At 58.8% G+C, this 25,358-nt stretch carries 28 protein-coding genes; 19 read left to right on the top strand and 9 right to left on the bottom strand.

Annotation, left to right across the window (positions count from 1 at the left end; all coding sequences use genetic code 11):
- Positions 1-45 precede the first annotated feature (45 nt).
- Positions 46-1,884 carry a long-chain-acyl-CoA synthetase gene (locus tag AC1RKH_RS19915; protein ID WP_493063315.1) on the bottom strand — a complete coding sequence of 613 codons (1,839 nt, stop codon included), beginning with the start codon at positions 1,882-1,884 and terminating at the stop codon, positions 46-48.
- 406 nt (positions 1,885-2,290) lie between these two features.
- Here AC1RKH_RS19915 and AC1RKH_RS19910 point away from each other — a divergent pair, with 406 nt between their 5' ends.
- Positions 2,291-2,569, top strand: a complete 279-nt coding sequence (locus tag AC1RKH_RS19910; protein ID WP_123426924.1) for a DUF3509 domain-containing protein — start codon at positions 2,291-2,293, stop codon at positions 2,567-2,569.
- Positions 2,570-2,637: 68 nt separating this feature from the next.
- Here AC1RKH_RS19910 and AC1RKH_RS19905 read toward each other — a convergent pair whose 3' ends face one another.
- The 6 genes from AC1RKH_RS19905 to aroC all read right to left on the bottom strand — a co-directional run bounded on the left by AC1RKH_RS19905 (position 2,638) and on the right by aroC (position 7,349).
- The gene (locus AC1RKH_RS19905) at positions 2,638-2,904 is read right to left on the bottom strand and encodes a helix-turn-helix domain-containing protein (protein ID WP_123426923.1); all 267 of its coding nucleotides are present in this window, start codon (positions 2,902-2,904) and stop codon (positions 2,638-2,640) included.
- Between the two features lie 223 nt (positions 2,905-3,127).
- A complete protein-coding gene (gene mtnC / locus AC1RKH_RS19900; protein ID WP_493063316.1) occupies positions 3,128-3,811 on the bottom strand; it encodes an acireductone synthase in 684 nt (227 codons plus the stop codon).
- 4 nt (positions 3,812-3,815) lie between these two features.
- Positions 3,816-4,361 carry a 1,2-dihydroxy-3-keto-5-methylthiopentene dioxygenase gene (locus tag AC1RKH_RS19895; RefSeq protein WP_493063317.1) on the bottom strand — a complete coding sequence of 182 codons (546 nt, stop codon included), beginning with the start codon at positions 4,359-4,361 and terminating at the stop codon, positions 3,816-3,818.
- Positions 4,362-4,460: 99 nt separating this feature from the next.
- Positions 4,461-5,081 (bottom strand): methylthioribulose 1-phosphate dehydratase, encoded by a 621-nt coding sequence (locus AC1RKH_RS19890; RefSeq protein WP_493063318.1) that lies wholly within the window; start codon positions 5,079-5,081, stop codon positions 4,461-4,463.
- The gene (locus AC1RKH_RS19885; protein ID WP_493063319.1) at positions 5,078-6,223 is read right to left on the bottom strand and encodes an MFS transporter; all 1,146 of its coding nucleotides are present in this window, start codon (positions 6,221-6,223) and stop codon (positions 5,078-5,080) included. Before AC1RKH_RS19885 ends, AC1RKH_RS19890 begins: the two co-directional genes overlap by 4 nt.
- Before the next feature lie 34 nt (positions 6,224-6,257).
- Positions 6,258-7,349, bottom strand: a complete 1,092-nt coding sequence (aroC, locus tag AC1RKH_RS19880) for a chorismate synthase (protein WP_493063320.1) — start codon at positions 7,347-7,349, stop codon at positions 6,258-6,260.
- A 139-nt stretch (positions 7,350-7,488) separates the two neighbouring features.
- Here aroC and AC1RKH_RS19875 point away from each other — a divergent pair, with 139 nt between their 5' ends.
- Both AC1RKH_RS19875 and AC1RKH_RS19870 read left to right on the top strand, forming a co-directional pair.
- A complete protein-coding gene (locus tag AC1RKH_RS19875) occupies positions 7,489-8,454 on the top strand; it encodes an alpha/beta hydrolase (RefSeq protein ID WP_123426917.1) in 966 nt (321 codons plus the stop codon).
- Between the two features lie 99 nt (positions 8,455-8,553).
- Positions 8,554-9,345, top strand: a complete 792-nt coding sequence (locus AC1RKH_RS19870) for a hypothetical protein (RefSeq protein WP_493063321.1) — start codon at positions 8,554-8,556, stop codon at positions 9,343-9,345.
- A 136-nt stretch (positions 9,346-9,481) separates the two neighbouring features.
- Here the strand turns inward: AC1RKH_RS19870 and prmB are convergent, their stop codons facing one another.
- Positions 9,482-10,390, bottom strand: coding sequence for a 50S ribosomal protein L3 N(5)-glutamine methyltransferase (gene prmB, locus AC1RKH_RS19865; protein ID WP_493063322.1), 909 nt, complete (start codon positions 10,388-10,390; stop codon positions 9,482-9,484).
- A 238-nt stretch (positions 10,391-10,628) separates the two neighbouring features.
- On the opposite strand from prmB, the gene AC1RKH_RS19860 reads away from it, so the two are divergent.
- The 7 genes from AC1RKH_RS19860 to AC1RKH_RS19830 all read left to right on the top strand — a co-directional run bounded on the left by AC1RKH_RS19860 (position 10,629) and on the right by AC1RKH_RS19830 (position 15,954).
- A complete protein-coding gene (locus AC1RKH_RS19860) occupies positions 10,629-11,219 on the top strand; it encodes a cysteine hydrolase family protein (RefSeq protein WP_493063323.1) in 591 nt (196 codons plus the stop codon).
- A gap of 132 nt (positions 11,220-11,351) precedes the next feature.
- Positions 11,352-11,672 (top strand): hypothetical protein, encoded by a 321-nt coding sequence (locus AC1RKH_RS19855; protein WP_123426913.1) that lies wholly within the window; start codon positions 11,352-11,354, stop codon positions 11,670-11,672.
- 75 nt (positions 11,673-11,747) lie between these two features.
- Positions 11,748-12,305 (top strand): Smr/MutS family protein, encoded by a 558-nt coding sequence (locus AC1RKH_RS19850; protein WP_123426912.1) that lies wholly within the window; start codon positions 11,748-11,750, stop codon positions 12,303-12,305.
- A 77-nt stretch (positions 12,306-12,382) separates the two neighbouring features.
- Positions 12,383-12,928 (top strand): GTP cyclohydrolase I FolE, encoded by a 546-nt coding sequence (gene folE / locus AC1RKH_RS19845; protein ID WP_019693029.1) that lies wholly within the window; start codon positions 12,383-12,385, stop codon positions 12,926-12,928.
- Between the two features lie 103 nt (positions 12,929-13,031).
- Positions 13,032-13,403 (top strand): glutathione S-transferase N-terminal domain-containing protein, encoded by a 372-nt coding sequence (locus tag AC1RKH_RS19840; protein WP_493063324.1) that lies wholly within the window; start codon positions 13,032-13,034, stop codon positions 13,401-13,403.
- A gap of 510 nt (positions 13,404-13,913) precedes the next feature.
- Positions 13,914-15,263, top strand: a complete 1,350-nt coding sequence (locus tag AC1RKH_RS19835; protein ID WP_123426909.1) for an NCS2 family permease — start codon at positions 13,914-13,916, stop codon at positions 15,261-15,263.
- Between the two features lie 64 nt (positions 15,264-15,327).
- Positions 15,328-15,954, top strand: a complete 627-nt coding sequence (locus AC1RKH_RS19830; RefSeq protein WP_123426908.1) for a LysE family translocator — start codon at positions 15,328-15,330, stop codon at positions 15,952-15,954.
- A gap of 196 nt (positions 15,955-16,150) precedes the next feature.
- Here the strand turns inward: AC1RKH_RS19830 and uraH are convergent, their stop codons facing one another.
- Positions 16,151-16,504 carry a hydroxyisourate hydrolase gene (gene uraH, locus AC1RKH_RS19825; RefSeq protein WP_095078352.1) on the bottom strand — a complete coding sequence of 118 codons (354 nt, stop codon included), beginning with the start codon at positions 16,502-16,504 and terminating at the stop codon, positions 16,151-16,153.
- 436 nt (positions 16,505-16,940) lie between these two features.
- Between uraH and puuE the strand changes: the two genes are divergently transcribed.
- The 9 genes from puuE to AC1RKH_RS19780 all read left to right on the top strand — a co-directional run bounded on the left by puuE (position 16,941) and on the right by AC1RKH_RS19780 (position 25,317).
- Positions 16,941-17,867: an allantoinase PuuE gene (puuE, locus tag AC1RKH_RS19820; protein WP_493063325.1), complete on the top strand. Its 927-nt coding sequence runs from the start codon at positions 16,941-16,943 to the stop codon at positions 17,865-17,867.
- Positions 17,864-18,379, top strand: coding sequence for a 2-oxo-4-hydroxy-4-carboxy-5-ureidoimidazoline decarboxylase (gene uraD / locus AC1RKH_RS19815; RefSeq protein ID WP_493063326.1), 516 nt, complete (start codon positions 17,864-17,866; stop codon positions 18,377-18,379). Before puuE ends, uraD begins: the two co-directional genes overlap by 4 nt.
- 88 nt (positions 18,380-18,467) lie before the next feature.
- Positions 18,468-19,463 carry an allantoicase gene (gene alc / locus AC1RKH_RS19810; RefSeq protein ID WP_493063327.1) on the top strand — a complete coding sequence of 332 codons (996 nt, stop codon included), beginning with the start codon at positions 18,468-18,470 and terminating at the stop codon, positions 19,461-19,463.
- A gap of 128 nt (positions 19,464-19,591) precedes the next feature.
- A complete protein-coding gene (locus AC1RKH_RS19805; RefSeq protein WP_007988150.1) occupies positions 19,592-20,095 on the top strand; it encodes an ureidoglycolate lyase in 504 nt (167 codons plus the stop codon).
- 50 nt (positions 20,096-20,145) lie between these two features.
- Positions 20,146-21,453 carry a urate hydroxylase PuuD gene (locus AC1RKH_RS19800; RefSeq protein WP_493063328.1) on the top strand — a complete coding sequence of 436 codons (1,308 nt, stop codon included), beginning with the start codon at positions 20,146-20,148 and terminating at the stop codon, positions 21,451-21,453.
- Between the two features lie 152 nt (positions 21,454-21,605).
- Positions 21,606-22,964, top strand: coding sequence for a nucleobase:cation symporter-2 family protein (locus AC1RKH_RS19795; protein ID WP_493063329.1), 1,359 nt, complete (start codon positions 21,606-21,608; stop codon positions 22,962-22,964).
- 335 nt (positions 22,965-23,299) lie between these two features.
- Positions 23,300-23,482: a hypothetical protein gene (locus AC1RKH_RS19790; RefSeq protein WP_493063330.1), complete on the top strand. Its 183-nt coding sequence runs from the start codon at positions 23,300-23,302 to the stop codon at positions 23,480-23,482.
- Complete coding sequence (locus tag AC1RKH_RS19785) at positions 23,479-24,264, top strand: outer membrane protein OmpK (protein ID WP_493063331.1); 786 nt, start codon at positions 23,479-23,481, stop codon at positions 24,262-24,264. The genes AC1RKH_RS19790 and AC1RKH_RS19785 overlap by 4 nt, the downstream gene beginning before the upstream one ends.
- 198 nt (positions 24,265-24,462) lie before the next feature.
- Positions 24,463-25,317 (top strand): pirin family protein, encoded by an 855-nt coding sequence (locus AC1RKH_RS19780; protein WP_493063332.1) that lies wholly within the window; start codon positions 24,463-24,465, stop codon positions 25,315-25,317.
- The last annotated feature ends 41 nt before the right edge of the window (positions 25,318-25,358 follow it).

The raw sequence follows: 25,358 nt of genomic DNA, 5'->3' as shown, positions 1-25,358 counted from the left end.
TGACACCTGTCACCCCTTTTTTCTCTCGTCCGGCCATAGCCAGAATCAATAACGGAACTTGCCAGCGTGAATATCCGCCAGCACCTGTTCGGTGATCTGCACGTAAGTGTCCGAACCCGGCAGCCAGGCGTAGATCGGATCGTCGCCGGTTTTCCCCGGATCGAAGGCTTCATCCTTGAGGCGGGTCTTCTGGTACTTGAAGGTCCCGGTGGTTTCCATTTTCACTTTCACCCGCAAAAACAGCGGCACCGCATAGGCCGGCATGTGCTGGCGAGCGAAACTCAGCAATTCACTGAAGTCCAGAGTGGCCAGGGATTCGGCCGGGGTAATCGCCGCCATGCCGGCGCGGCCATTGGTGTTGCTGATCTCCACGCCATAGGCCACGGCCTCGGCAATATGAGGGTGCTGCAAGAGGATGTTCTCGACTTCGGTAGTCGAGACGTTCTCGCCCTTCCAGCGGTAGGTATCGCCGAGGCGGTCGACAAACTGTGCGTGACCGAAACCGATGTTGCGCAGCAAGTCGCCGGTATTGAAGTAGCGATCGCCCTTCTCGAAGACATCGTGGAGTACGACCTTCTCGGTCTTCTGCGGATCGGTGTAGCCATCGAGCGGCGCCTTGTCATCGATCCTTGCCAGCAACAGACCTTGCCGGCCTTTGCCGACTTTCTGCATGAACCCCTTGCTGTTGCGGATCGGCGCACAGCGGTCATGGGCGTACTCGACCAACTCCCAGGACATCAGCGAAAAGCCGATGGTGTTGTCGAAGTTGAGGATGTTGGTGAAACCGATATTGCCGTCGCTGGCGGCGTACAGCTCACAAATGTGATTGACCCCGAAGCGCCGCTTGAATTCGCTCCAGACGCCGGGGCGCAAGCCGTTGCCGATCATCTTCACCACCGCATTATTACGGTCGTCGGCACTCGGCGGCTGATCGATCAAGTAACGGCACAACTCGCCAACATAGCCAATGGTGGTGGCCTGGTACTTGTGCACGTCGTTCCAGAATTGGCTGGCGCTGAACTTGCGCCGAATGGCAAAGCCCGACGCCCCGCAAATCGCCGATCCCCAGCACACACACAGCCCCGTCGCATGGTAGAGCGGCAAGGTGCAATAGACGACATCGTCGGGGCGCATATCCAAAGCGATCAAGCCAAAACTGGCAGAGGTGCGCATCCAGCGACCATGCTTGAACACCCCGGCCTTGGGCAACCCGGTCGTGCCGGAGGTGTAGATATAAAAACAAGGGTCGTCGAGATACACCTGCTGACTGCTGAGCGGGTTGTCGGCCGGGTAATCGGCGCTGGCGCGCATCAGGTTGGTGAAGCCTGCGGGAGCTTCGCCGGGATCACGGAAGGTGTCCTGATCGGCCACCCACCAGGTTTTCGCGGCATTGATTGCAACCTGATCACGGATAGCCGAAAACGCTTCGACCAACTCCCCGCCCACCACGATTGCCACGGGGTCGACCAGGTTCACGCTGTGCACCAGCACCTGTTGGGTTTGCGAGGTATTGAGCATCGCGCTGATCGCGCCAACCTTGGCCACCGCCAGCACCGTGACCAGCAGCTCCGGGCGGTTTTCGATGAAGATCCCGACCACATCACCTTTGCCAATACCCTGGGCAATCAAATAGTGAGCGATGCGGTTGGCCCACTGGTTGACCTGTGCATAACTGAGTTTGACTGCACCTTGCAGCAGCGCCGGGCCATCGGGGTTGCGTTGCGTCGCCTGCTCGAAGCTCCAACCGAGGCCGCAGGGTTGATCCGGCTGTTTGACGTTGGCGACCTTGAGGCCCTTGACCACCCGTGGCAGGGCTTTGGCAATGGACGGCAACTTACGGAGCATCATGCCCCAGGTGATCATGTCGTTTGACGCGCTGCTCATGGTTGCTCCCGTTCGGCCCATGATTTCAGGCCTGTTTTGTTATTGTCGGGCGAACATGTAATCGGGGGTGTTCAGGCAACTTCATCCCTGTATGAGAGACGACAGATAACCTCTCGTTAGAGATTCAATAAAAGACCTGGAAAAGTTGCTGCAGGGCAAAAAGTACGCCCGCACTTATGCCGCTGTACACGCGGTTTTTGAAATGTTTTGTATCCGGGTCGATACTGCGGCGAGCGCGCAAAATGCAGGATGCACGATGGCCATTCATGCAGAATGCACGATGCCGAAAAAACGCATACTTTTTATGCCATTGATTTATAAGTATTTTTATAAATATTCGTACTGGCACAACCTGTGCACCTATCACTCCATGCTTGCCATTCAAGTGCAAACGGAGCTAATCGACATGAGCCTGATCCAGGAAAAATTTTCATCCCTGTTCTCCAACTTCGACGTCACCACGCAGGCACGCCCTGACGGCGGCATTCTGCTGACGCTGAATAGCAGCGATGGCCGCGTGTTCAAACGCTCGATTTCCTACGCTCAATTACATGCCGGTGATCAACTGTCCTGGGTGATCAGTGCCATTCGCCGTGACATGGCCGAACAGGCCAGCGAACTGCCGCAGATTTCGATGCTGCAAAGTCAGCAGCGTTTCGCCCTGCCGACCTATCACACGTCGTAAGCACTCCATCGCCCAAACCTTTCAGGTCGTGCAAGCCTTGTGCTGCACGGCCTGAGTGCATTCTGAGCTCAGCTCAGCAAGCCCCGGTTGACTGCCTCGCCGACCGCTTGGGCGCGGTTGGTGACTTCGAGTTTGGAGTAGATATTGCCCAGGTGGAACTTCACCGTCGCCTCGGAAATGTCCCGAATCACACTGATTTCCCACACCGTTTTCCCGGCCTTGGCCCAGCGCAAAATCTCCAGTTCCTTTTCGCTCAATGGTTTGCCCACCGGATCCGGACGCTGTCGTTTAGGTATTTTCAACACGGGCGCGCCGGCCCGGTCTGGTGTTTTCATCCTTACCCCTCTCGCCAAGAGTCCGCAGCATTCGAAGCGAACAAACTTCAGGGCCGAAGAGTTACACAAGGACGAGATTAAACAAGTAAGGAAAACCACAAACAGGCATGGACGACTTATCAACAGGCAACTTCCTACACGTCCTACAGACGTACGTTGCCCGTGATGTTAGTCCCTGATGGAAAGACGGCTGACCGCGCGTGTTGCAGTCAGCCGTTGTCACTCAGAAAGTAGCTGGATCGATCTGCGAGAAGCTGCTGACGCTCAGATGCCCGGCGAGCTCACCACCTTCGCGTACCAGTCCGCAAGTGGCCATACCGGCCTCACGGGCGGCATCCAGCTCCTGAACGATGTCGGACAGAAACAGAATCTGCGCAGACTCGCAGCCAATCGCTTGAGTAATGCGCTGATAGGACTGCGCCTCGCGCTTGGGCCCCGAGGTGGTGTCGAAGTAGCCGCTGAACAATGGCGTCAGGTCACCGGCCTCGGAACAACCGAAGATCAGCTTCTGGGCCTGGATCGAACCGGACGAGTAAACAAACAGTTGATAACCGGCCTGATGCCAGTGTTTCAACGCGTCGACTGCGTCCGGATAAACATGGCCCTTCAACTGCCCGGCCTGATAACCCTGCTCCCAGACCATCCCTTGCAGGGCCTTGAGTGGCGTGGCCTTGCGGTCTTCGGCAATCCAGCCCAGGAGGATTTCAATCACCCGTTCAACGTCAGCGCCAGGTTCGGCGCTGTCCTGGCGAACCGCGTCGATCTGCCGGGCAACGTCGGCCCGTTGCGCCTGCTGACGGACAAAGTCCGGCAGATGTTGGGCGGCGTAGGGAAACAGCACGTCGAACACAAAACTCACCGCGCTGGTGGTGCCTTCAATGTCGGTGAGAATGGCTTTGATGGTCATGCCCTCAATCCTCAAGACGCGGGAAGTGGCTGGCGATGTCTTCGCCGGTGAAGTTGGCCACCCAGCCTTCTGGATTGTTGAACAGTCGGATCGCCACAAAGTGTGGATGCTCACCCATGTCAAACCAGTGTGCCGTACCCGCCGGCACCGAAATCAGGTCGTTTTTCTCGCAGAGCACGGCGTATACGTAGTCGTCGATATGCAAGGTAAACAGGCCACGCCCAGCGACGAAAAATCGTACTTCGTCTTCAGCGTGACGGTGCTCATCGAGGAACTTGGCGCGCAATTCGGCTTTTTGCGGGTGATCGCTGTTGAGGCTGACCACGTCGACGGTGATGTAACCGCGCTCGGTCATCAACTGGTCGATCTGCACCTGATAAGCGGCAATCACTTCTTCCTGACTGGCGCCTGGCTGGATCTTCGCCGCCGCTTGCCAACGGTCGAAGCGCACACCTTTTTCGGCCAGGGTCGAGGCAATATCCTCGAAGTGGGTCAGGACCTTGTTTGGCAGGTCCGGGCTTGAAACGTGGTAAACGGACAGGCTGCTCATGTTGGCAATTCCTCGTTAGCGGCGGCGCCGTCCGGCTTTTACAGGCCGGTCAGGCAACGCGTTTCATCAGGCGGTTGGCGACTTCAGGTGAAGTAAGCCTTAACGGTTAATCAACGCGCGCATTTTCAGCTCGCATTCGAACAGGAACTCAAACGCTTCGATCTGCCGCAGTGCATCGCTCATCTTCGGGCCCCAGGTGTAGAGACCATGGCCACGAATCAGATAACCGACACAGTCAGGATGGCTGTCGAGCCATGGCTGCACTTTGGACGCCAGACGCTCGATGTCCTGATCGTTGTCGAAGATCGGTACCCGCACCTTGGACTCATGGGTCGAGATCCCGCTGAAGGCTTTTTGCAGCTCGTAGTCTTCGAACGTGATGACCGGACTCTGCAGCAGCCGCGACAACACCGTGGCATTCACCGAATGGGTGTGCAACACCGCACCGATGTCGGCCCGCCAATTATATAACTGGGTGTGCAGCAGGGTTTCGGCAGACGGCTTCTTGCCCGGCTCCAGGCTGTTGCCCGACATATCCGTGGCCAGCACGTCATCAATCCCCAACTGACCTTTGTGTTTACCGGAAACGGTCAACAAGGCTTCGGTGGCCGACAGTCGCGCCGAATAGTTGCTGCTGGTGGCGGGCGACCAGCCACGGCCATACAAAAAACGCCCGGCGTCGATGATTTGCTGGGCGAGCTGTTCACGGGTAAGGCTCATGGCCTGTCCTCTTGCATACGTGTGGCAATGATAACGGCTGCAGCAAAAGCTGCGAGGCTGGCAATACTAAAGGTCAATGTAGCGCCCAGGGCATTCCAGCTGTAGCCGGAATACAACGCGCCCAACGCGCCGCCGGTGCCGGCCAGTGCTGCGTACAACGCCTGGCCCTGCCCTTGCTGGCGTGCGCCGAAGCTACGTTGCACGAAATGGATGGCAGCGGCGTGAAAGCTGCCGAAGGTCGCCGCGTGCAGAATCTGCGCGAACAGCAGCACCCACAGGAATTCGGCAAACGAGCCGAGCAGCAACCAGCGCAACGCTGCCAGCAGGAAGCTCGCCATCAACACCCGGCGCACCGAGAAGCGCGCAAGGATCTTGCTCATGAGCAAAAACATCACCACTTCAGCCACCACCCCCAACGCCCAGAGCATGCCGATCACGCCGCGGCTATAACCCAGGCGCTCAAGGTGCAGGGTCAGAAAGGTGTAATACGGCCCATGGCTCATCTGCATCAGTGCCACGCAGGCGTAAAACGCCAATACCCCGGGGCTACGCAGTTGCTTGAGAAAGCCCTCGCCCGCCAGCCGATTGCCTTGCGCCGGCTGGGCGTTCGGCACCCAGAGACTGCTGATGACTATTCCGCCCATGATCACCACCAGCGTCACCGGGTAAATGTCCAGGCTCAACCATTCGAACAACCGCCCCAAGGCAACCACGGTGATGATGAAGCCGATCGATCCCCACAAGCGGATCTGGCTGTAGCGCGAAGTCTGACCCTGTAAATGCGCGAGGGTGATGACCTCGAACTGCGGCAAGACCGCGTGCCAGAAAAACGCGTGCAGCGCCATGACCATCGCCAGCCAGGCGTAGCTTTTGCTGACGAAAATCAGCGAAAAGGTCAGCAGCGTGCAGATCGCGCCGAAGCGCACGATGGCCAGGCGCCGGCCGGTGTAGTCACCGAGCCAGCCCCAGATATTCGGTGCGACGCAACGCATCAGCATCGGGATCGCCACCAGTTCGCCAATGCGCGCGCTGGAAAAACCCAAGTGATCGAAATACAGCGCCAGGAACGGCGCGGTCGAACCGAGCAAGGCGAAATAGAACAGATAGAAGCTGGATAACCGCCAGTACGGTAGCGCCGCCACGGCCGTCAGACCGCAGCGACATCAGAGCATGACTTCACAGCTGGCCCAGCACCGGGGTACTGACGCGCACGTCGGCATTTTGCCCACGATTGCGCAGCAGATGATCCATCAACACGATGGCCATCATCGCTTCGGCAATCGGCGTGGCGCGGATGCCGACGCAAGGGTCATGACGGCCCTTGGTAATGACCTCCACCGGATTGCCGTGGATATCGATCGAACGGCCCGGAGTGGTGATGCTCGACGTCGGCTTGAGAGCCAGGTGCGCAATGATCGGTTGACCCGAGGAGATGCCGCCCAGAATGCCGCCAGCGTTGTTGCTGAGGAAACCTTCTGGAGTCATTTCGTCACGGTGCTCGGTACCGCGTTGGGCGACGCTGGCGAAACCGGCGCCGATTTCCACGCCTTTCACCGCGTTGATGCTCATCAGCGCATGTGCCAGTTCCGCATCAAGGCGGTCGAAGATCGGCTCGCCAAGACCCGGTTTCACGCCTTCGGCGACCACGGTGATCTTCGCGCCGACCGAATCCTGATCGCGACGCAGCTGATCCATGTAGGCCTCAAGCTCTGGCACTTTGTCCGGATCCGGGCTGAAGAAGGCGTTTTGCTCGACCGAGTCCCAAGTCTTAAACGGGATTTCGATAGGGCCAAGCTGGCTCATGTAACCGCGAATGACGATGCCCTGAGTGGCCAGGTACTTTTTCGCAATCGCCCCGGCCGCCACGCGCATGGCAGTTTCCCGCGCCGAGCTGCGACCACCGCCGCGGTAATCGCGCTCACCGTATTTGTGGTGATAGGTGTAATCGGCGTGGGCCGGGCGGAACAGGTCCTTGATTGCCGAGTAGTCCTTGGACTTCTGGTCGGTATTGCGAATCAGCAGACCAATCGCGCAACCGGTAGTGCGGCCTTCGAACACGCCCGAGAGGATTTCGACTTCGTCGGCTTCCTGACGCTGGGTGGTGTGGCGACTGGTGCCGGGCTTGCGGCGGTCCAGATCACGCTGCAAGTCTTCCAGAGACAGCTCAAGGCCCGGCGGGCAGCCGTCGACAATGGCGACCAACGCCGGACCATGGCTTTCGCCCGCGGTGGTGACAGTGAACAGCTTGCCGTAGGTATTGCCGGACATGCAGGGCGCTCCGTGAATTCGCTGAGTGACTCAACCTGAAAATGTAATGCGGCGAGTATACGCAGGCTATCCAACTAGTTCATCCTCGAACCTTATCGGTGCCTGCTAGTCCAACCGACACCTTGTGAATGATGGCGTGATGATGCTGCGAGTTATTGCCTTGAGCCTTACCCTGTTTACCGGCCTGCTTTCGAATATGGTCCAGGCCTCTGTTCTGCAACGTCCGGTCAGTCTGGATACCGGCAGCGGCGAGCTTTTTGGCTCGATGTTGCTGCCAAAGTCCGACAGCCCGGTGCCGGTAGTGCTGATCATTTCTGGCTCGGGTCCTACGGATCGCAACGGCAATAACCCGGACGGCGGCAACAACGACAGCCTCAAGCGCCTGGCGTGGGTACTGGCCAAACACAACATCGCCAGCGTGCGTTACGACAAACGCGGCGTGGCGGCCAGCCTCGCGGCGACTCCGGATGAACGCAATCTGACCCTTGAGGCCTACGTTGCCGATGCGGTGGCCTGGGGCCAGAAGCTCAAATCCGACCCGCGTATGGGGCCATTGATTTTGCTCGGCCATAGCGAAGGTGCGCTGGTGGCTACGCTCGCCGCCCCGCAAGTCGATGCTGCCGCGGTGATTTCCCTGTCTGGCACCGCGCGCCCGGTGGATCAGGTCTTGCGTCAACAATTGAGCAATCGAATGCCACCCGATCTGCTGCTGCGCAGCAATGAGCTTCTGGACAGTCTCAAGGCCGGGCATGTCGACGAAAACGTCCCGACACCGTTGCAGGTGATCTTCCGTCCCAGCGTGCAGCCGTATCTGATTAGCCTGTTTCGCCAGGACCCGGCAGCGGCCTTCGCCAAGTTGAAAATGCCGGCGCTGATCATCCAGGGCAGCAACGACATGCAGGTCGGTGTCGGTGATGCGCGGATGCTCAAAGCCGCGAAACCGGATGCCCAGCTGGCGCTGATCGAAGGCATGAACCACGTGATGCGCATCGTGCCCAACGACATCAAGCGTCAAATGGCCTCCTACAAAGACCCGCAACTGCCCCTCGCTGCTGAACTCGGTTCCAGGATACTGAGCTTTATTGACGGACTTAGCCCCAGTTAAGCCGGTGTTACCCTCCAGTCCTGGAAAAAACGGCCGATAAGCCTGTGTCGGCAGCCCATTGGCTGCCGCCAAGCAGGGCTTGGACAGGATCTCGCCGTTATGACTGATACCCAGAATTCACCCGACACCGCGCCAGAAACCACCGCCACGGAAGCGGTCGATCTGCCGTGGGCGGACGTCACTGCCGAGCACCACAAGATGCTTCGCCTGGCGCCGCTGAAAACCGATCGAGCGACCGGCGGACGGCCATTGCGTTTTGTCGAGTTCGGCTATGCCGAGCGCAACAACAAAGAACGCAGCCTGCTGCGCATGAGCATTTCGCTGCCCGGCCAACGGGTGCGCAAAGAACAGAACCACCTGGATGTCTGGGTCGACCATGAGACCCGTCGCGTGCACTTCGGACCCGACAGCGGTTTGCAGATTGAACCGATGAACCGTGGTATTGGCCGTTTTCTGGCCGCTCAAGGCATTACGTGGGCGAAGAAAAAGTGGTCGAGCTACACCGTCGACGGCGCGGACCTGAACAACAAGGACGCCCTCAACGAAGACACCCGCCTGCGCCGCGATCACTTCCTGCGGGTGCATGGTTTTGACGTGGTCTACGCCGACGCCCAGCATTTGAAGGGCAGCGTCAAAGAAGTAAAGGTCGGCGATCTGCTGGGCGACTGGAACAGCGAAAAGCTGCAGTTCGTGGAAATCCTCGAAGCCGCGCAGATGCTGCAGCAAGCCGAGCAGAATCTGGCAGAGCAGGAAGTCAAACTGCAAAAGCAGGAAGAGAAAGTCAGCCAATACAAACGTGAGGACACCGGGCTACGCTTCACCATCAGTTGTCTGGTGGCGTTTGCGGTGTTCCAGGCGGGGCTGCTGATCTGGATCGCTACGCACCGCTGAGGCTCTTGTGGCGAGGGAGCTTGCTCCCGCTGGGCTGCGCAGCAGCCCCCCGACCTTTTATCTCAACAATGAGGTAACAGGATTGCGACCGCTTCGCGCTCGAGCGGGAGCAAGCTCCCTCGCCACGTTGACCGCATTAAACCCTGGCAGCAAACAACACCTGATGCTGACGGCATTGCTCGGCGCTCAGCATGAACACGCCGTGACCGCCGCGCTCGAACTCCAGCCAGGCGAAATCGACTTCCGGGTACAACGCCTCGACGTGCACCTGGCTGTTGCCGACTTCAATGATCAGCAAGCCCTTCTCGGTCAGGTGATCCGCCGCTTGCGCGAGCATCCGCCGTACCAGGTTCAATCCATCCTCACCACAGGCCAGGCCCAGCTCCGGTTCATGCTGGTACTCGTCCGGCATGTCGGCAAAATCTTCGGCGTCCACGTAAGGCGGGTTGGACACGATCAAGTCGAAACGCTGCCCCGGCAAACCGTCGAAGCCATCGCCCTGAACGGTGAACACCCGCTCATCGACGCCATGGCGCTCGATGTTCTGATTGGCCACTTCCAGCGCTTCAAAGGACAGATCAGCCAACACTACCTCAGCGTTCTGGAACTCGTAGGCGCAGGCAATACCGATGCAACCGGAACCGGTGCACAGGTCAAGAATCCGTGCAGGCTCGGTGCCGAGCCACGGTGCGAAACGTTTTTCGATCAGTTCGCCAATCGGTGAGCGCGGGATCAATACACGCTCGTCAACGATGAACGACAGGCCACAAAACCAGGCTTCGCCCAACAGGTAAGCCGTCGGGATGCGCTCCTCGATTCGACGCTTGAGCAAGCGCTGCAAGTTCACCAGTTCGTCGTCTTCAAGACGGCAGTCCAGGTAGCTATCAGCGATTTCCCACGGCAGGTGCAACGCCCCCAACACCAGTTGGCGGGCTTCGTCCCAGGCGTTGTCGGTCCCATGGCCGAAAAACAGATCCTCCCCATGAAAACGGCTGACAGCCCAACGAATGTGGTCGCGCAAGGTGCGCAGGCGGGAAGTGATCACGGGGCAAACTCCTGAAAAATCGACTGGCGATTCTAACAGCCTAAACCCGCCCCGACGACGCAAGAAAAATCACCGGACGAACGTAGGAATGATCCTGATTTTCAGCTTTTGATTGAACATCTGCTCAGCTCTTGACAGGCTGCAGGCCAGCAACGACGGTGCCTACGATGGTAGCGATTCACAGAAGCGCTCAGCCAGAGGACAATGTCGCAAAAGCCCCACTCGAAGGAGCCCCAGAATGTCCGTTCCAAAAACGATGTTTCAACTCAGCGGTCGTGGTTACGCGCCGGCCAATCTGGCCCATGCGACGCTGGTGATCATCGATGCCCAGAAAGAATACTTGAGCGGCCCCCTGGCCCTTTCCGGCATGGACGCCGCCGTCGACAACATCAAGCAATTGCTCACGGCTGCCCGCAAGGCTGGCCGGCCGATCGTCCATGTACGCCACCTCGGCACCGTCGGTGGCCTGTTCGACCCACAAGGCGAACGCGGTGAATTCATCCCGGGCCTTGAGCCACTGGCTGACGAAACCATCATTGGCAAATTGCTGCCCAGCGCTTTCCACGGCACCCCGTTGGAAAAACGCCTGCAAGACCTCGGCTCGCTGGACCTGATCGTCTGCGGTTTCATGAGTCACTCCAGCGTCAGCACCACCGTGCGCGCCGCGAAGAACCTGGGCTTTCGCTGCACCCTGGTCGAAGACGCCTGCGCCACGCGGGACCTGCCTTACAAAGGTGGAATCCTTAGCGCCGAACACGTCCAGCAGACTGAAATGGCGATCATGGCCGACAACTTCGCCACCCTCGCCCAGACCCAGGAACTGATCTGATCGAGCGCTTGATGAGCGGCCAATGCAGCCGCTCATCCGCAAAAACCTCTCATTCCCCGCAATTGCCTTAGCCTCAGGAACCACCCGGTCAACTCCCGGTCGAAGGGCCGATACCCATTGAGGAAGGTCGGAATGAAGATATCCGATGGTTTTGACGCTCGCCGCTTGCGGCCCAAAGGCCCACGCAACTGGCGTTATCGCTTTGGCGCGGCATTTTCCGCGCTGCTGGCGGCCCTCGGCGTGCTGCTGGCGATGGCCGGTGCCGCCAGCCTGTTGGGCCACCCGCCGGCTCTCGGCGAGCTGAACGCCAGCCCGGCTGGCGCGGCGGTGGTCCTGGCGATTGGCCTGTTGCTGCTGTATGTCGGTGTTTCACTATGGCGTCGCTGCCGCCGCCGGATGCGCCAACCCCGCGAGCTGAACCTGGCTCCGCATTTGATGAAAAAACATGACTGAGTGGCGCGCGTTGCGTTTTGACGCGCCCGATTCACCTCGACTTGGGTAAACTGGCCGCCCTTCGCGGAGGCTGACATGCAAGACGACGATTTTTCCCTGTTCAAAAGCGCGATCCAAGGCGTCAAGCCGATCAAGCACGATCGCGCTGAAACCGGCAAACCCAAAGCTGACCGCGCGCACATCGCCAAGCTGCGTCAGGCCGCCACCGTGCGCACCGATGCCACCACCGTTGATGGTCTGTCCGATCAGTTCGTGATCGATGTCGGTCCGGAAGACGAGTTGATGTGGGCGCGTGACGGTGTGCAGGAAAGCCAGATGCGCAAGCTGAAGATCGGGCAGATCCCGTTCGAAGGCAGCCTCGACCTGCACGGCATGAACGTCGAAAAAGCCCGCGAGACGCTGTGGGCTTTTCTCGCCGAAGCGACAAAATTCGAAATCCGCTGCGTACGCGTGACTCATGGCAAGGCTGTGCGCCTGGACGGCAAGCGGCCGATGATCAAGAGTCACGTCAACACGTGGCTGCGTCAGCATCCACAGGTGCTCGGCTTCACCTCGTGCCAGCCAAAACATGGCGGCGCCGGAGCGGTTTACGTGATGCTCAAACGGACCATGATGGAAGGTCGCGACGAGTAAAGCTGATGCGCTACGCTTGCAGCGCCGTGTCCGCCACCGTACCCTTGTCCTTTGCGTAAAATCCCACAGGTAGTTTCATGTCCCTGGAACAGAATTACACGGCGATCCTCGGCCAGCTTGGCGAAGACGCCACCCGCGAAGGTCTGCTCGACACGCCAAAGCGTGCCGCCAAAGCCATGCAGTACCTTTGCCGCGGTTATGAACAGACGCTCGAAGAAGTCACCAACGGTGCCTTGTTCAGCTCCGACAACAGCGAAATGGTGCTGGTCAAGAACATCGAGCTCTACTCGTTGTGCGAACACCATTTGCTGCCGTTCATCGGCAAGGCCCACGTGGCCTATATCCCGAGCGGCAAGGTGCTGGGGTTGTCGAAAGTCGCGCGGATCGTCGATATGTACGCCCGCCGCCTGCAGATCCAGGAAAACCTCAGCCGGCAGATCGCCGAAGCGGTCCAGCAAGTGACTGGCGCTCTGGGCGTGGCCGTGGTGATCGAAGCCCAGCACATGTGCATGATGATGCGCGGTGTAGAGAAACAGAACTCGTCGATGATCACCTCGGTGATGCTCGGTGAGTTCCGCGAAAACGCGGCAACCCGCAGCGAGTTTCTCAGCCTGATCAAGTAATCTGCTGCACGAAGAAAACCGGCATTCATCGCCGGTTTTTTTTCGCCTGCGAAAAATCAGGTAAGCTGCGCGCCTTTCTTCATTCGCCCGTGAGGCTTATACCGTGTTAGTAAAAGCGCTTCGTGTCGGCCTCGGCCAGCTGATCATCTTCATCGATTTCATCACCCGCCCGAGCAAAAAGAAGCGCCCCGCTGCCGCTCAGGCCCAGGTCGAAAACGCAGCGAAAGGCCTGACGCTGTATCAGTTCCACGCCTGCCCGTTCTGCGTGAAAACCCGCCGCACCCTGCGCCGCCTGAATGTGCCCGTGGCCCTGCGTGATGCGAAGAACAGCGAACAGGATCGCCAAGCCCTGCTGGAGCAAGGCGGCAAAATCAAAGTGCCGTGCCTGCGCATCGAAGAGAATGGCCAGACCACCTGGATGTATGAGTCCAAGGTGATCATCGATTATCTGGACAAGCGTTTTGCCGCGGCCTGATGGTTTTGTGGTGTTCTGACTGACGCCATCGCGAGCAGGCTCGCTCCCACAGTGGTTTTGTGTTGTGGATAAGATTTGTGTCCAAAACAAATCCCAGTGTAGGAGCGAGCCTGCTCGCGATCAGGCCAGCACAATCAGCGCAAAACCCAGACAAAAATAAACCGGCCCATTCGCCGGTTTATTAGTTTTTACCCTTCCCTCACACCGCCTTCGCTGCCTGAGCCTGACACACGACGCCGGCACACAGTTCGAGGAGTCGCTACGGCGTGAGCAGATGTCCGGGCGACGATCCAACGATGGCGTCTAAAACGGCGATATATCCCAATTGCCGATCCTTTCGTCTACAAAACCAAAAACATTATTTGCTTTATTTGTATACAAAAGCATAATTCGCTTCGTGCGAGTTCCTGACCAACAGGTCAACAAACTCGCAAGTACCTCAAAGAGCCGCTGCCCACCTCATGTGTCCGGCTCTGGAAATAACAATAAAACTCTTGAGGAGTACTCGCTGTGGAAAGCCGCAAATCCGAAGCCTCGACGCTGGAACTCTCGCCGCCATTACGCAATGGCTGGCTGGAGCGCATTTTTAAACTCAGCTTGCATGGCACCACGGTGAGGACCGAGCTGATTGCAGGTATTACAACCTTCATCACCATGGCCTACATCATCTTCGTCAACCCCAACATCATGGCGGACGCCGGGATCGATCACGGCGCAGCGTTCGTTGCGACCTGCATCGCCGCGGCACTCGGTTGCCTGTTGATGGGTCTGTACGCCAACTGGCCGGTTGGCCTCGCGCCAGGCATGGGCCTGAACGCCTTCTTTACCTACACCGTGGTCGGCACCATGGGCTACCACTGGGAAGCAGCGCTGGGTGCGGTGTTCATTTCCGGCGTGCTGTTCATGTTCCTGACCCTGTCACGCGTTCGGGAATGGCTACTCAACAGCATTCCAGTGAGTTTGCGCTTCGCCATGGGCGCAGGCGTTGGCTTGTTCCTGGGGATCATCGGTCTGAAAACCGCCGGCATCATCGTCGCCAGCCCAGCCACGCTGATCAAACTGGGCAATCTGCGTGACCCTGGTCCGCTGTTGGCCGCCGTCTGCTTCCTGATGATTGCGGTACTCAGTTACCACCGCGTGTTCGGCGCGATCCTGATCAGCATCATCACCGTGACCCTCGCCGGTTGGGGCCTGGGCCTGGTGCACTACAGCGGCATCATGTCGACACCGCCGAGCCTGGCACCGACCTGGATGGCCATGGACATCGCCGGCGTGTTCAACATCAGCATGATCAGCGTGGTGCTGGCGTTCCTCTTCGTGCACATGTTCGACACCGCCGGGACCCTGATGGGCGTGGCGCAACGGGCAGGTCTGGTCGGCGAAGACGGGAAGATCGAAAACCTCTCCCGCGCACTGAAAGCCGACAGTGCTTCGAGCGTGTTCGGTGCGATGGTCGGTGTACCGCCCGTCACCAGTTATGTGGAAAGTGCTGCCGGCGTGGCCGCCGGCGGTCGTACCGGTCTTACCGCAGTGACCGTAGGTGTGCTATTTATTGCCGCGATGTTCTTCGCCCCGCTGGCTGGCATGATCCCCGCTTACGCCACTGCCGGTGCGCTGATTTATGTGGCCATGCTGATGATGAGCGGCCTGGAGCACATCAAATGGAGCGAAGCCACTGACAGCATTCCGGCGATCGTCACGGCCATCATGATGCCGCTGACCTTCTCGGTTGCCGACGGCATCGCACTGGGCTTTATCACCTACGTGGTGCTCAAGGCCGGTACGGGTAAACACAAGGAAATTTCCATCAGTCTTTGGGTGCTGTGCGCGATCTTTATCGCCAAGTTCATTTTCTTGTAAGCGATTCAAGCGTCACCCAGCCTCACCCCGTCGGGTGGGGCTTTTGCACATTAGGAGGAAAGTGATGAGTCTGGAAACCTGGCTGCTGTTCAGCGGCGCTGCCCTGGTGGTCATCCTGATCCCGGGCCCCTTGTCGTTGTTGATGATCAGCAACAGCCTGAACTACGGTTTGCGCCGTTCGTACCCAGCGTTTCTCGGCGGAGTGACTGCCTCGATCTGCCTGTTGAGCGCTTCGGCATTGGGTCTGGGCGCCCTGCTGCTGGCTTCGGAGCAACTCTTCAGCGCGCTGAAGATTGTCGGCGCGCTGTACCTGTTCTACCTCGCCTGGCAAAGCTGGCAGCAATCGCGTCAGCCATCGGTAGGCGCCGAAGTGCCCCAGGCCGCGCCGGTACCACGCTTTCGTGCTCTGTTCGGGCGCGCGTTCGTTCTGGGTGCCAGCAACCCGAAAGACATTCTGTTCTTCGCCGCCTTCCTGCCGCAATTTTTGAGCGCACAGCAACCCTTTCTGCCGCAGCTGCTGATCATGATCGCCACCTGGACCCTGCTCGACCTGTGCTGCAAGCTGGCTTACGGCCTCGGCGCGCATGGTGCTGCGCGTTACCTGCGCAGCGGCAAGGGTCAGAGCTGGTTCAACCGGATCAGCGCCGGGTTGTTCGGTGGCGCGGGTGCAGCATCGCTGTTGAGCCGCTAAGAGCATCGCGAGCAAGCTCGCTCCCACATTTAATCTTCGTTGCACTGAAGACCAGTGTGGGAGCGAGCTTGCTCGCGATGGCGTCGGCACAGACACCACATTTCTCAAGACGAAAAAAAGCCCGCAGTGTGAGCGGGCGAAAGACCAAAGAAGCTATATGCGCAGTCGCTTCTGAGAAAGATAGCTTGGGGGAGTCCTAGCTTCCTCTGTAGGTCGAATAGCTGTAGGGCGAAATCAACAACGGCACATGGTAGTGATCCTGCTCTGCCGAGATACCGAACCGCAGCACCACCACATCCAGAAAGGCCGGCTCCGGCAGCTGTACACCGCGCGCACGGTAGTAATCGCCGGCATGAAACTGCAGCTGATAAACCCCGGAGCGGTAGTCATCGCCTTGCAACAAGGGCGCGTCGCAACGGCCGTCGCTGTTGGTCAGTGCACTGGCAACCAATTCCAGTTGCGAACCCTCAACGCGGTACAACTCGACCTTGATCGAGCTGCCCGGGCAACCGTGTGCTGCGTCCAAAACGTGTGTAGTCAAACGTCCCATTGATTCTGCGCGCCTGCCTGCGTTTGCAGCAGTCAGGCCTCGCGCCTCCCGGAGTCAGTTAAAAAGGAGACCGCACCTTTTCGGAGCACGAAAAGCGGCGGCGAGCGACTGATTAAGACACTTTTCAAAAAAATTGTACACAATAAAAACGACATTTTTACCACTACCTCTGCCACTCAACGATTCTCGGCGAATCTGACGCCGAACCATAAGATCAGTGGACCTTCCATCCATTAGCTGACCACTCAGGCAGGTTTCTTGCAGTCCCCTCGAAAGATGACAGTTGATGAAAAATGCAAAAAATCAGGCTTACAAAGTGAATATAAAGTTGTATACAATCAGTCCATCGCTGTGACGCCAGCCTGTCACCTCACCTTCAGGCCGCCACACCACCCTTATCGCGAATAAGTAACCCCGAATAAGAAGGAAGACTGCAGTGAGCGCTGACTACCCACGCGACCTGATCGGTTACGGCAGTAACCCTCCCCACCCACACTGGCCGGGCAATGCCCGCATCGCCTTGTCCTTCGTGCTCAATTACGAGGAAGGCGGCGAGCGCAACATCCTGCACGGCGATAAGGAGTCGGAAGCCTTCCTCTCGGAAATGGTCTCGGCGCAGCCGCTGCAAGGCGAGCGCAACATGAGCATGGAATCGCTGTACGAGTATGGCAGCCGTGCCGGCGTCTGGCGGATCCTCAAGCTGTTCAAGGAATTCGACATCCCGCTGACCATCTTCGCCGTGGCCATGGCCGCCCAGCGCCATCCGGACGTGATCCGCGCCATGGTTCAAGCCGGCCACGAGATTTGCAGCCACGGCTATCGCTGGATCGACTACCAGCACATGGACGAAGCGCAAGAGCGCGAGCACATGCTCGAAGCCATCCGCATCCTCACCGAAATCAGCGGCGAGCGCCCACTGGGCTGGTACACCGGCCGCACCGGACCGAACACTCGTCGGCTGGTGATGGAAGAAGGCGGTTTCCTGTACGACTGCGACACCTACGACGACGACCTACCGTACTGGGAACCGAACAACCCGACCGGCAAACCGCACCTGGTGATCCCGTACACTCTGGACACCAACGACATGCGCTTCACCCAGGTTCAGGGGTTCAACAAGGGCGACGATTTCTACCAGTACCTCAAGGACGCGTTCGACGTGCTCTACGCCGAAGGTGCCGAATCGCCAAAAATGCTTTCCATCGGTTTGCACTGCCGCCTGATCGGCCGCCCTGCCCGTCTGGCCGCACTGAAGCGTTTTATCGAATACGCTAAAAGTCATGAACAGGTCTGGTTCAGCCGTCGCGTCGACATCGCCCGCCACTGGCATGAAACCCACCCATACCAAGGGGCGTCGAAATGACTACCTTCCAGACCTTGACGCCATCGACCTTGAGCCGCGACGCCTTCGTCAAAGCCTTTGCCGACATCTACGAACATTCGCCATGGGTCGCCGAAAAGGCTTTTGACCTGGGCCAGGACGCAGCGATCAACGAGATCGCAACCCTGCACCAGCGCATGAGCGACATCCTGTTGAGTGCCGATCACGAAAGCCAACTGGCCCTGATCAACGCTCACCCGGACCTGGCCGGCAAAGCCGCCGTCCAGGGCCAACTGACCGAAGCCAGCACGAATGAGCAGGCTGGCGCCGGTATTCACCAATGCTCGAGCGAAGAGTTTCAGCGCTTCACCGAGCTGAACGACGCCTACAAAGCCAAGTTCAAGTTTCCCTTCATCATGGCGGTAAAAGGCAGCAACCGGCATCAGATCCTCGCAGCGTTCGAAACGCGCATTCACCACTCGGTAGACACCGAATTCAAATGCGCGCTGGCGGAGATCAACAAGATCGCCCTGTTCCGATTACTGACTCTTTAGCGAACCTGGCTCGAGCGTAAATGAACGTAAAAAACGCCCAGGGCCCTGCAAGCATCCCAAGCCACTTTATTAAAGGCAGACTAGAAGAATGAAAGCTTACGCCGTACCTTTCGAGAAGTTCGTCAACCTGGCCGATGCCCGTCTGGGCACCAAAATCATCTCGGTCACCGATGACTGGTTCGCTGATGCCAACCGCCTGTTCCAGCCGACCCCGGCCGTCTGGAAAGAAGGCGTGTTCGATGACAACGGCAAGTGGATGGATGGCTGGGAGTCGCGCCGCAAGCGCTTCGAAGGCTACGACAGTGCGGTGATCCGTCTGGGCGTGCCTGGCTCGATCAAAGGCGTGGACATCGACACCTCATTCTTCACCGGCAACTTCCCGCCGTCTGCGTCCCTGGAAGCCTGCTTCGTGGCCTCCGGCGAGCCAACTGAAAACACCCAGTGGGTTGAAGTGCTGTCGGCCGTCGAGCTGCAAGGCAACAGCCACCACTTCCACGAAATCAATAACGACCAGGCCTTCAGCCACCTGCGTTTCAACATCTACCCGGACGGCGGTGTTGCCCGTCTGCGCGTGTACGGCATTCCGTTCCGCGACTGGTCGGCGGTTGGCGACAACGAGCAAGTTGACCTGGCCGCAGCCCTGAACGGCGGTCGCGCCCTGGCCTGCTCCGACGAACACTTCGGTCGCATGAGCAACATCCTCAACCCGGGCCGTGGCATCAACATGGGCGACGGCTGGGAAACCGCACGTCGTCGCACCCCGGGCAATGACTGGGTGATCGTCGCGCTGGGTCACCCGGGCGTGATCGAAAAAGTCATCGTCGACACCCTGCACTTCAAAGGCAACTACCCGGATACCTGCTCGATCCAGGGCGCGTTCGTCAAGGGCGGCACCGATAGCCAGATCGAAACCCAATCGCTGTTCTGGCGCGAACTGCTGCCAGCCCAGAAACTGGAAATGCACGCCGAACACACCTTCGCCGAGCAAATCAAAGCCCTGGGCCCGATCACCCACATCCGTCTGAACGTGTTCCCGGACGGTGGCGTGAGCCGCTTGCGTGTATTGGGCAAGGTCGCGAAATAAGCGGTGAGGCCAATCGCGAGCAGGCTCGCTCCCACATTGAATTGTGGCGTTCACAAAACCTGTGGGAGCGAGCTTGCTCGCGATAGCAATAGACCAGACAACAACGAACTCGAGATAAGAAGACCAGCATGCGCACATTGACGATTGAACCGCTGACCAAAGAAGCCTTCGCCCCTTTCGGTGACGTGATCGAAACCGATGGCAGCGATCACTTCATGATCAACAACGGTTCGACCATGCGCTTTCACAAACTGGCGACGGTGGAAACCGCCACGCCAGAAGACAAGGCGATCATCAGCATCTTCCGCGCCGACGCGCAGGACATGCCGCTGACCGTCAGCATGCTGGAGCGCCATCCGCTGGGCAGCCAGGCTTTCATTCCGCTGCTCGGCAACCCCTTTCTGATCGTGGTCGCGCCACTTGGCGATGAACCTGTATCAGGCTTGGTCCGCGCCTTCGTCACCAACGGCAGGCAGGGCATTAATTACCATCGCGGCGTTTGGCACCACCCGGTGCTGACGATCGAAAAGCGGGATGACTTCCTGGTGGTTGATCGCAGTGGCACAGGCAATAACTGCGATGAGCATTTTTTCAAAGAGGATGAGCGTTTGATCCTCGCCCCCCACCAATAAGAGAAGGTCTGATCACTCGACAACAGAGTGACAGGCGAGAGGTAAAGACTGTGGAAGCACATCTGTTGGAATGGCTGAACCTGAGCATACGCTGGGTTCATATGATCACTGGCGTGGCCTGGATCGGCGCGTCGTTCTACTTTGTCTGGCTGGAAAACAACCTCAATCGGGTCAACCCGAAAAACGGTCTGGCCGGCGATCTCTGGGCGATTCACGGTGGCGGGATCTACCACCTGGAGAAATACAAACTGGCCCCACCGACCATGCCGGACAACCTGCACTGGTTCAAATGGGAAGCCTACTTCACCTGGATGTCGGGGATCGCGCTGCTGTGCGTGGTGTTCTACTCCAACCCGACGCTGTACCTGCTGGCACCGGGCAGCACCCTGAGCGGACCTGAAGGCGTGGCCATCGGTCTCGGATCGCTGTTCATCGGCTGGTTCATCTACTCATTCCTGTGCGACTCGGCCCTGGGCAAACGCCCCGCCCTGCTCGGCGTCATCCTGTTCGTGCTGATCATTGGCGCCGCTTACGGCTTCAGTAAAGTGTTCAGCGGTCGCGGTGCTTACCTGCACGTGGGCGCCATCATCGGCACCATCATGGTCGGTAACGTGTTCCGCATCATCATGCCGGCCCAACGGGCACTGGTAGCGGCCATCGCCGAGAACCGCACGCCGGATCCGGCGCTGCCAGCCAAGGGCTTGCTGCGTTCGCGTCACAACAACTACTTCACCTTACCGGTGCTGTTCATCATGATCAGCAACCACTTCCCGAGCACCTACGGCAGCCAGTACAACTGGTTGATCCTGGCCGGGATCGCGGTACTGGCGGTATTGGTGCGTCACTACTTCAACACCCGTCACGAAAGCCACAAGTTCGCCTGGACCTTGCCCGTCGCGGCAGTGGGCATGATCTGCCTGGCCTACGTCACCGGCCCGGCACCGATGAACACCCCGGAAGTGGCCAAGGCTCCGGCGAAGATCGAGTACCAACCGTTGCCGGAAACCGCCCTCGGTGGTGGCGCCAAACCCGCTGAAGCAGCGCCTGCTGCCCCAGTCGCCCCTGCTGCACCGGCGCAAGCCTCGACAGCCAGTGGTCCGGACTTCAGCAAGGTGCACAGCGTGATTCAGGAACGTTGCGCGGTCTGCCATTCGGCCAAACCGACCAGCCCCCTGTTCAGCGCAGCACCCGCCGGCGTGATGTTCGATACCCCCGAACAGATCCGCCAAAACGCCCCGCGCATCCAGGCTCAAGCCGTCGCCAGCCAGATCATGCCCTTGGGCAACATCACGCAGATGACCCAGCAGGAACGTGACCTGATCGGCGCCTGGATTGTTCAGGGAGCCCGGACCAATTAAGTAGTTGAAAGCATCGTCGGAACGCCGCCCGGAGCAAGCTCGCTCCCACAGGATTTGTGTTGCCTGTGTGGGAGCGAGCTTGCTCGCGATCAACCGCGAAGCGGTTGCCTGATGTAAAAAATCACAAGAATAAAAAAGATCCGAGGTGTTGCATGTCCGTGTCATCCGAAACACGCATCCCCGACGCACCCGCGATTCAACGACTGCCGCTGTTGCAACTGATTCTGGTCGGTCTGCAACACGTTCTGCTGATGTACGGCGGGGCCATTGCGGTGCCGCTGATCATCGGACAGGCCGCCGGCCTGAGTCGTGAAGAAATCGCCTTCCTGATCAACGCCGACCTGCTGGTCGCCGGCATTGCAACCGTCGTGCAATCACTGGGCATCGGTCCCATGGGCATTCGCATGCCGGTGATGATGGGCGCCAGTTTCGCGGCGGTCGGCAGCATGGTGGCCATGGCTGGAATGCCCGGCATCGGCCTGCAAGGGATTTTCGGCGCAACTATCGCCGCCGGGTTCTTCGGCATGCTCATCGCGCCGTTCATGTCCAAGGTGGTGCGCTTCTTCCCGCCGCTGGTGACCGGCACTGTCATCACCTCGATCGGCTTGTCGCTGTTTCCCGTGGCCGTGAACTGGGCCGGCGGTGGCAACGGCGCGGCACAATTCGGATCACCTGTTTACCTGACCATCGCCGCTCTGGTGCTCGGCACCATCCTGCTGATCCACCGCTTCATGCGCGGTTTCTGGGTCAATATTTCGGTGCTGATCGGCATGGGCCTGGGTTACATCCTGTGTGGCCTGATCGGCATGGTCGACCTCAGCGGCATGGCGCAGGCGCCGTGGGTGCAAATCGTCACCCCGCTGCACTTCGGCATGCCGCAATTCCATCTCGCGCCGATCCTTTCAATGTGCCTGGTGGTGGTGATTATCTTCGTCGAGTCCACCGGAATGTTTCTCGCCCTGGGCAAGATCACCGGCCAGGAAGTCTGCCCACGGATGCTCCGTCGCGGTTTGTTGTGTGATGCCGGCGCATCGTTTTTCGCCGGGTTCTTCAACACCTTCACCCATTCCTCGTTTGCCCAGAACATCGGTCTGGTGCAGATGACCGGCGTGCGCTGCCGCTCGGTGACTATCGTTGCCGGCGGTTTGCTGGTGGTGTTGAGCCTGCTGCCCAAAGCGGCCTTTCTGGTGGCCTCGATTCCACCGGCGGTACTCGGCGGCGCGGCGATTGCCATGTTCGGGATGGTCGCGGCCACCGGGATCAAGATACTCCAGGAAGCCGACATCGCCGACCGGCGCAACCAGTTGCTGGTCGCGGTGAGTATCGGCATGGGTCTGATCCCGGTGGTTCGTCCGGAATTTTTTGCCCACCTGCCGTTGTGGATGAGCCCGATCACCCACAGCGGCATTGCCATGGCGACCCTCAGCGCCCTCTCGTTGAACCTGCTGTTCAACATTCTCGGCGGCGCAGAACGGGCCGCCAACAATGACTGCCACGCTCATCAGCACTGACGGATAAGCGGACGGTCCGCCCGTCCTTCCATCGTTATCCGGTTTCACCCGTGACACGAAATACCCGTATGACAGGCCGACCGGCGATACGACCGGTCGCTGTCAGCGGCTGTCTGCGCCTTAACAATAAGAACAATCGAGGAGCAATACGATGACTGACTTGATAGCAGCGCTCCATTGCGGGGCGCTTGAGCCATGGCGCGGGAGCCAGTATTCTCCGCGGCCGCCTGAATCGGGTCTAAAAAAAAGCCCGGATTTAATTCCTGACCAGATAGCCAACTTATCCCGGCTCTGGACGGTCACAAGGCACACCCCAATAAAAACCGAATGGACGCTTGATCGACTGTTTTCCAGCAGCCGAATGGGCGTTTTTTTGCTTTTTAAAAGCCTTGGCTCTGCTTGCTGGAGCTCTGGAACTGACCGGTTGGATGATTTTTACAGCAACGAAAAAAGGCGCCACACCAGAGCGCCGACTCAAAAAAAACGTGGAACCACTTACTTTGGGAGCAACCGAATGAAACGTACGTGCACTAGCCTGATGCTCGCTGGATCCTTGCTGGCGGGGGGCCAGGCAATGGCCGGCGATCTGCTGCAATGGCAAAACAACAGCCTGACCTATCTCTACGGCAAAGACTTTAAAGTCAACCCGAGCATCCAGCAAACCGTGACCTTCGAGCACGCCGATGCCTGGAAATACGGGGACAACTTCCTGTTCATCGACAAGACGTTCTACAACGGCAAACCTGACGCCTTCGTCGGCAAAAACACTTACTACGGTGAATTCAGCCCGCGTCTGTCGTTCGGCAAGATCTTCGACCAGAAACTCGAATTCGGCCCGATCAAGGACGTCCTCCTGGCCATGACCTACGAGACCGGTGAAGGCGATGTCAACTCCTACCTGATCGGTCCGGGCTTCGACCTGGCCATTCCCGGTTTCGATTACTTCCAGCTGAACTTCTACAATCGCCACACCGACGACAAACGACCGGGTAACAACATCTGGCAGATCACTCCGGTCTGGTCTTACACCATCCCGGTGGGCAGCTCCAGCGTGCTGATCGACGGTTACATGGACTGGGTGGTCGACAACGACAAGAACAGCCAAGGCACCTACCACGCCAACCTGCACTTCAACCCACAGATCAAGTACGACTTGGGCAAAGCCTTGCACTGGGGCGAGAAGCAGCTGTACGTCGGTGTCGAGTACGATTACTGGAAGAACAAGTACGCCATCGAAGACACGCGGGAATTCACCACCAATCAAAGCGCCACGAGCTTGCTGGTGAAGTACCACTTCTGATCCAAAGTCAAAAGATCGCAGCCTGCGGCAGCTCCTACGGGCGTACACAATCTCGGCGTAGGAGCTGCAGGCTGCGATCCCTTGATCGTCAGCCAACACATCGAACATCCCGATTAAACCCCCGCAAAATTCGCAACCATTGATCAATCCGTCTGGCATAGGATGGCGCCATTCCACTCTGATCAAGGAGTTGCACCAATGACTCAATTTCGCAAAGTGCTGAGCCTGCATACCGGCCAACCTGCGTCCGATGGCGCCGGAGTCAAGCTGACCCGGGTATTTGGTGGCGCAGGTGTCGAACGCTTCGACCCGTTCCTGATGCTCGACGAGTTTGGTTCGGAAAATCCCGACGACTACATCGCCGGCTTCCCGCCACACCCGCACCGCGGCTTCGAAACCGTGACCTACATGCTCGAAGGCCGCATGCGCCATGAAGACCATCTGGGTAACGTCGGTTTGCTGGAGGGCGGTGGTGTGCAATGGATGACCGCCGCCAAGGGCATCATCCACAGCGAAATGCCGGAGCAGGAAGAAGGCGTGATGCGCGGCTTCCAGCTGTGGCTGAACCTGCCGGGCAAGCACAAACTCGATCCGGCCAGTTATCGGGACATTCAGCCAGCGGACATTCCACGACTGAAAACCGCTCAAGGCGTCGAGGTGGTGGTGATTGCCGGTCTATTCGATGACGGCATGGTTAAACAGGTTGGCGCAGTGCAACGGCCGGATACCGAACCGCATTACTTCGACTTCCATCTGCCGGCCGGCACTAGCATCACGCCGTTACTGCCGGACGGACATCGGGCACTACTCTACGTGTATGACGGCAGCGTGGAGTTGCCGGGGCAGACCCAGAGCGTCGGCAGCAGCAAACTGGTCCGTTTGTCGGATGAAGGTGAGCTGCAGCTGAGCAGCGAGTCCGGGGCCAGGGTGTTGTTGATCGCTGGTAAACCGCTGGGTGAGCCGATCGTGCAGTACGGGCCGTTCGTGATGAACACCCGGGAGGAGATCGAACAGGCATTGCGTGATTTTCGCGATGATCGGTTGACGGCGTAGTTGTTTATCGCCTGAACGTACGCCATCGCGAGCAAGCTCGC

This window comes from Pseudomonas sp. GW822-FHT06B12 (assembly GCF_058799675.1).
This window is presented reverse-complemented; position numbering and strand designations above follow the sequence as displayed.

Coding starts and splice junctions, on each gene's coding strand:
- AC1RKH_RS19915 (WP_493063315.1), bottom strand. CDS start 1,884: ATGAGCAGCGCGTCAAACGACATGATCACCTGGGGCATGATGCTCCGT.
- AC1RKH_RS19910 (WP_123426924.1), top strand. CDS start 2,291: ATGAGCCTGATCCAGGAAAAATTTTCATCCCTGTTCTCCAACTTCGAC.
- AC1RKH_RS19905 (WP_123426923.1), bottom strand. CDS start 2,904: ATGAAAACACCAGACCGGGCCGGCGCGCCCGTGTTGAAAATACCTAAA.
- mtnC (WP_493063316.1), bottom strand. CDS start 3,811: ATGACCATCAAAGCCATTCTCACCGACATTGAAGGCACCACCAGCGCG.
- AC1RKH_RS19895 (WP_493063317.1), bottom strand. CDS start 4,361: ATGAGCAGCCTGTCCGTTTACCACGTTTCAAGCCCGGACCTGCCAAAC.
- AC1RKH_RS19890 (WP_493063318.1), bottom strand. CDS start 5,081: ATGAGCCTTACCCGTGAACAGCTCGCCCAGCAAATCATCGACGCCGGG.
- aroC (WP_493063320.1), bottom strand. CDS start 7,349: ATGTCCGGCAATACCTACGGCAAGCTGTTCACTGTCACCACCGCGGGC.
- AC1RKH_RS19875 (WP_123426917.1), top strand. CDS start 7,489: ATGATGCTGCGAGTTATTGCCTTGAGCCTTACCCTGTTTACCGGCCTG.
- AC1RKH_RS19870 (WP_493063321.1), top strand. CDS start 8,554: ATGACTGATACCCAGAATTCACCCGACACCGCGCCAGAAACCACCGCC.
- AC1RKH_RS19860 (WP_493063323.1), top strand. CDS start 10,629: ATGTCCGTTCCAAAAACGATGTTTCAACTCAGCGGTCGTGGTTACGCG.
- AC1RKH_RS19855 (WP_123426913.1), top strand. CDS start 11,352: ATGAAGATATCCGATGGTTTTGACGCTCGCCGCTTGCGGCCCAAAGGC.
- AC1RKH_RS19850 (WP_123426912.1), top strand. CDS start 11,748: ATGCAAGACGACGATTTTTCCCTGTTCAAAAGCGCGATCCAAGGCGTC.
- folE (WP_019693029.1), top strand. CDS start 12,383: ATGTCCCTGGAACAGAATTACACGGCGATCCTCGGCCAGCTTGGCGAA.
- AC1RKH_RS19830 (WP_123426908.1), top strand. CDS start 15,328: ATGAGTCTGGAAACCTGGCTGCTGTTCAGCGGCGCTGCCCTGGTGGTC.
- uraH (WP_095078352.1), bottom strand. CDS start 16,504: ATGGGACGTTTGACTACACACGTTTTGGACGCAGCACACGGTTGCCCG.
- uraD (WP_493063326.1), top strand. CDS start 17,864: ATGACTACCTTCCAGACCTTGACGCCATCGACCTTGAGCCGCGACGCC.
- alc (WP_493063327.1), top strand. CDS start 18,468: ATGAAAGCTTACGCCGTACCTTTCGAGAAGTTCGTCAACCTGGCCGAT.
- AC1RKH_RS19805 (WP_007988150.1), top strand. CDS start 19,592: ATGCGCACATTGACGATTGAACCGCTGACCAAAGAAGCCTTCGCCCCT.
- AC1RKH_RS19795 (WP_493063329.1), top strand. CDS start 21,606: ATGTCCGTGTCATCCGAAACACGCATCCCCGACGCACCCGCGATTCAA.
- AC1RKH_RS19785 (WP_493063331.1), top strand. CDS start 23,479: ATGAAACGTACGTGCACTAGCCTGATGCTCGCTGGATCCTTGCTGGCG.
- AC1RKH_RS19780 (WP_493063332.1), top strand. CDS start 24,463: ATGACTCAATTTCGCAAAGTGCTGAGCCTGCATACCGGCCAACCTGCG.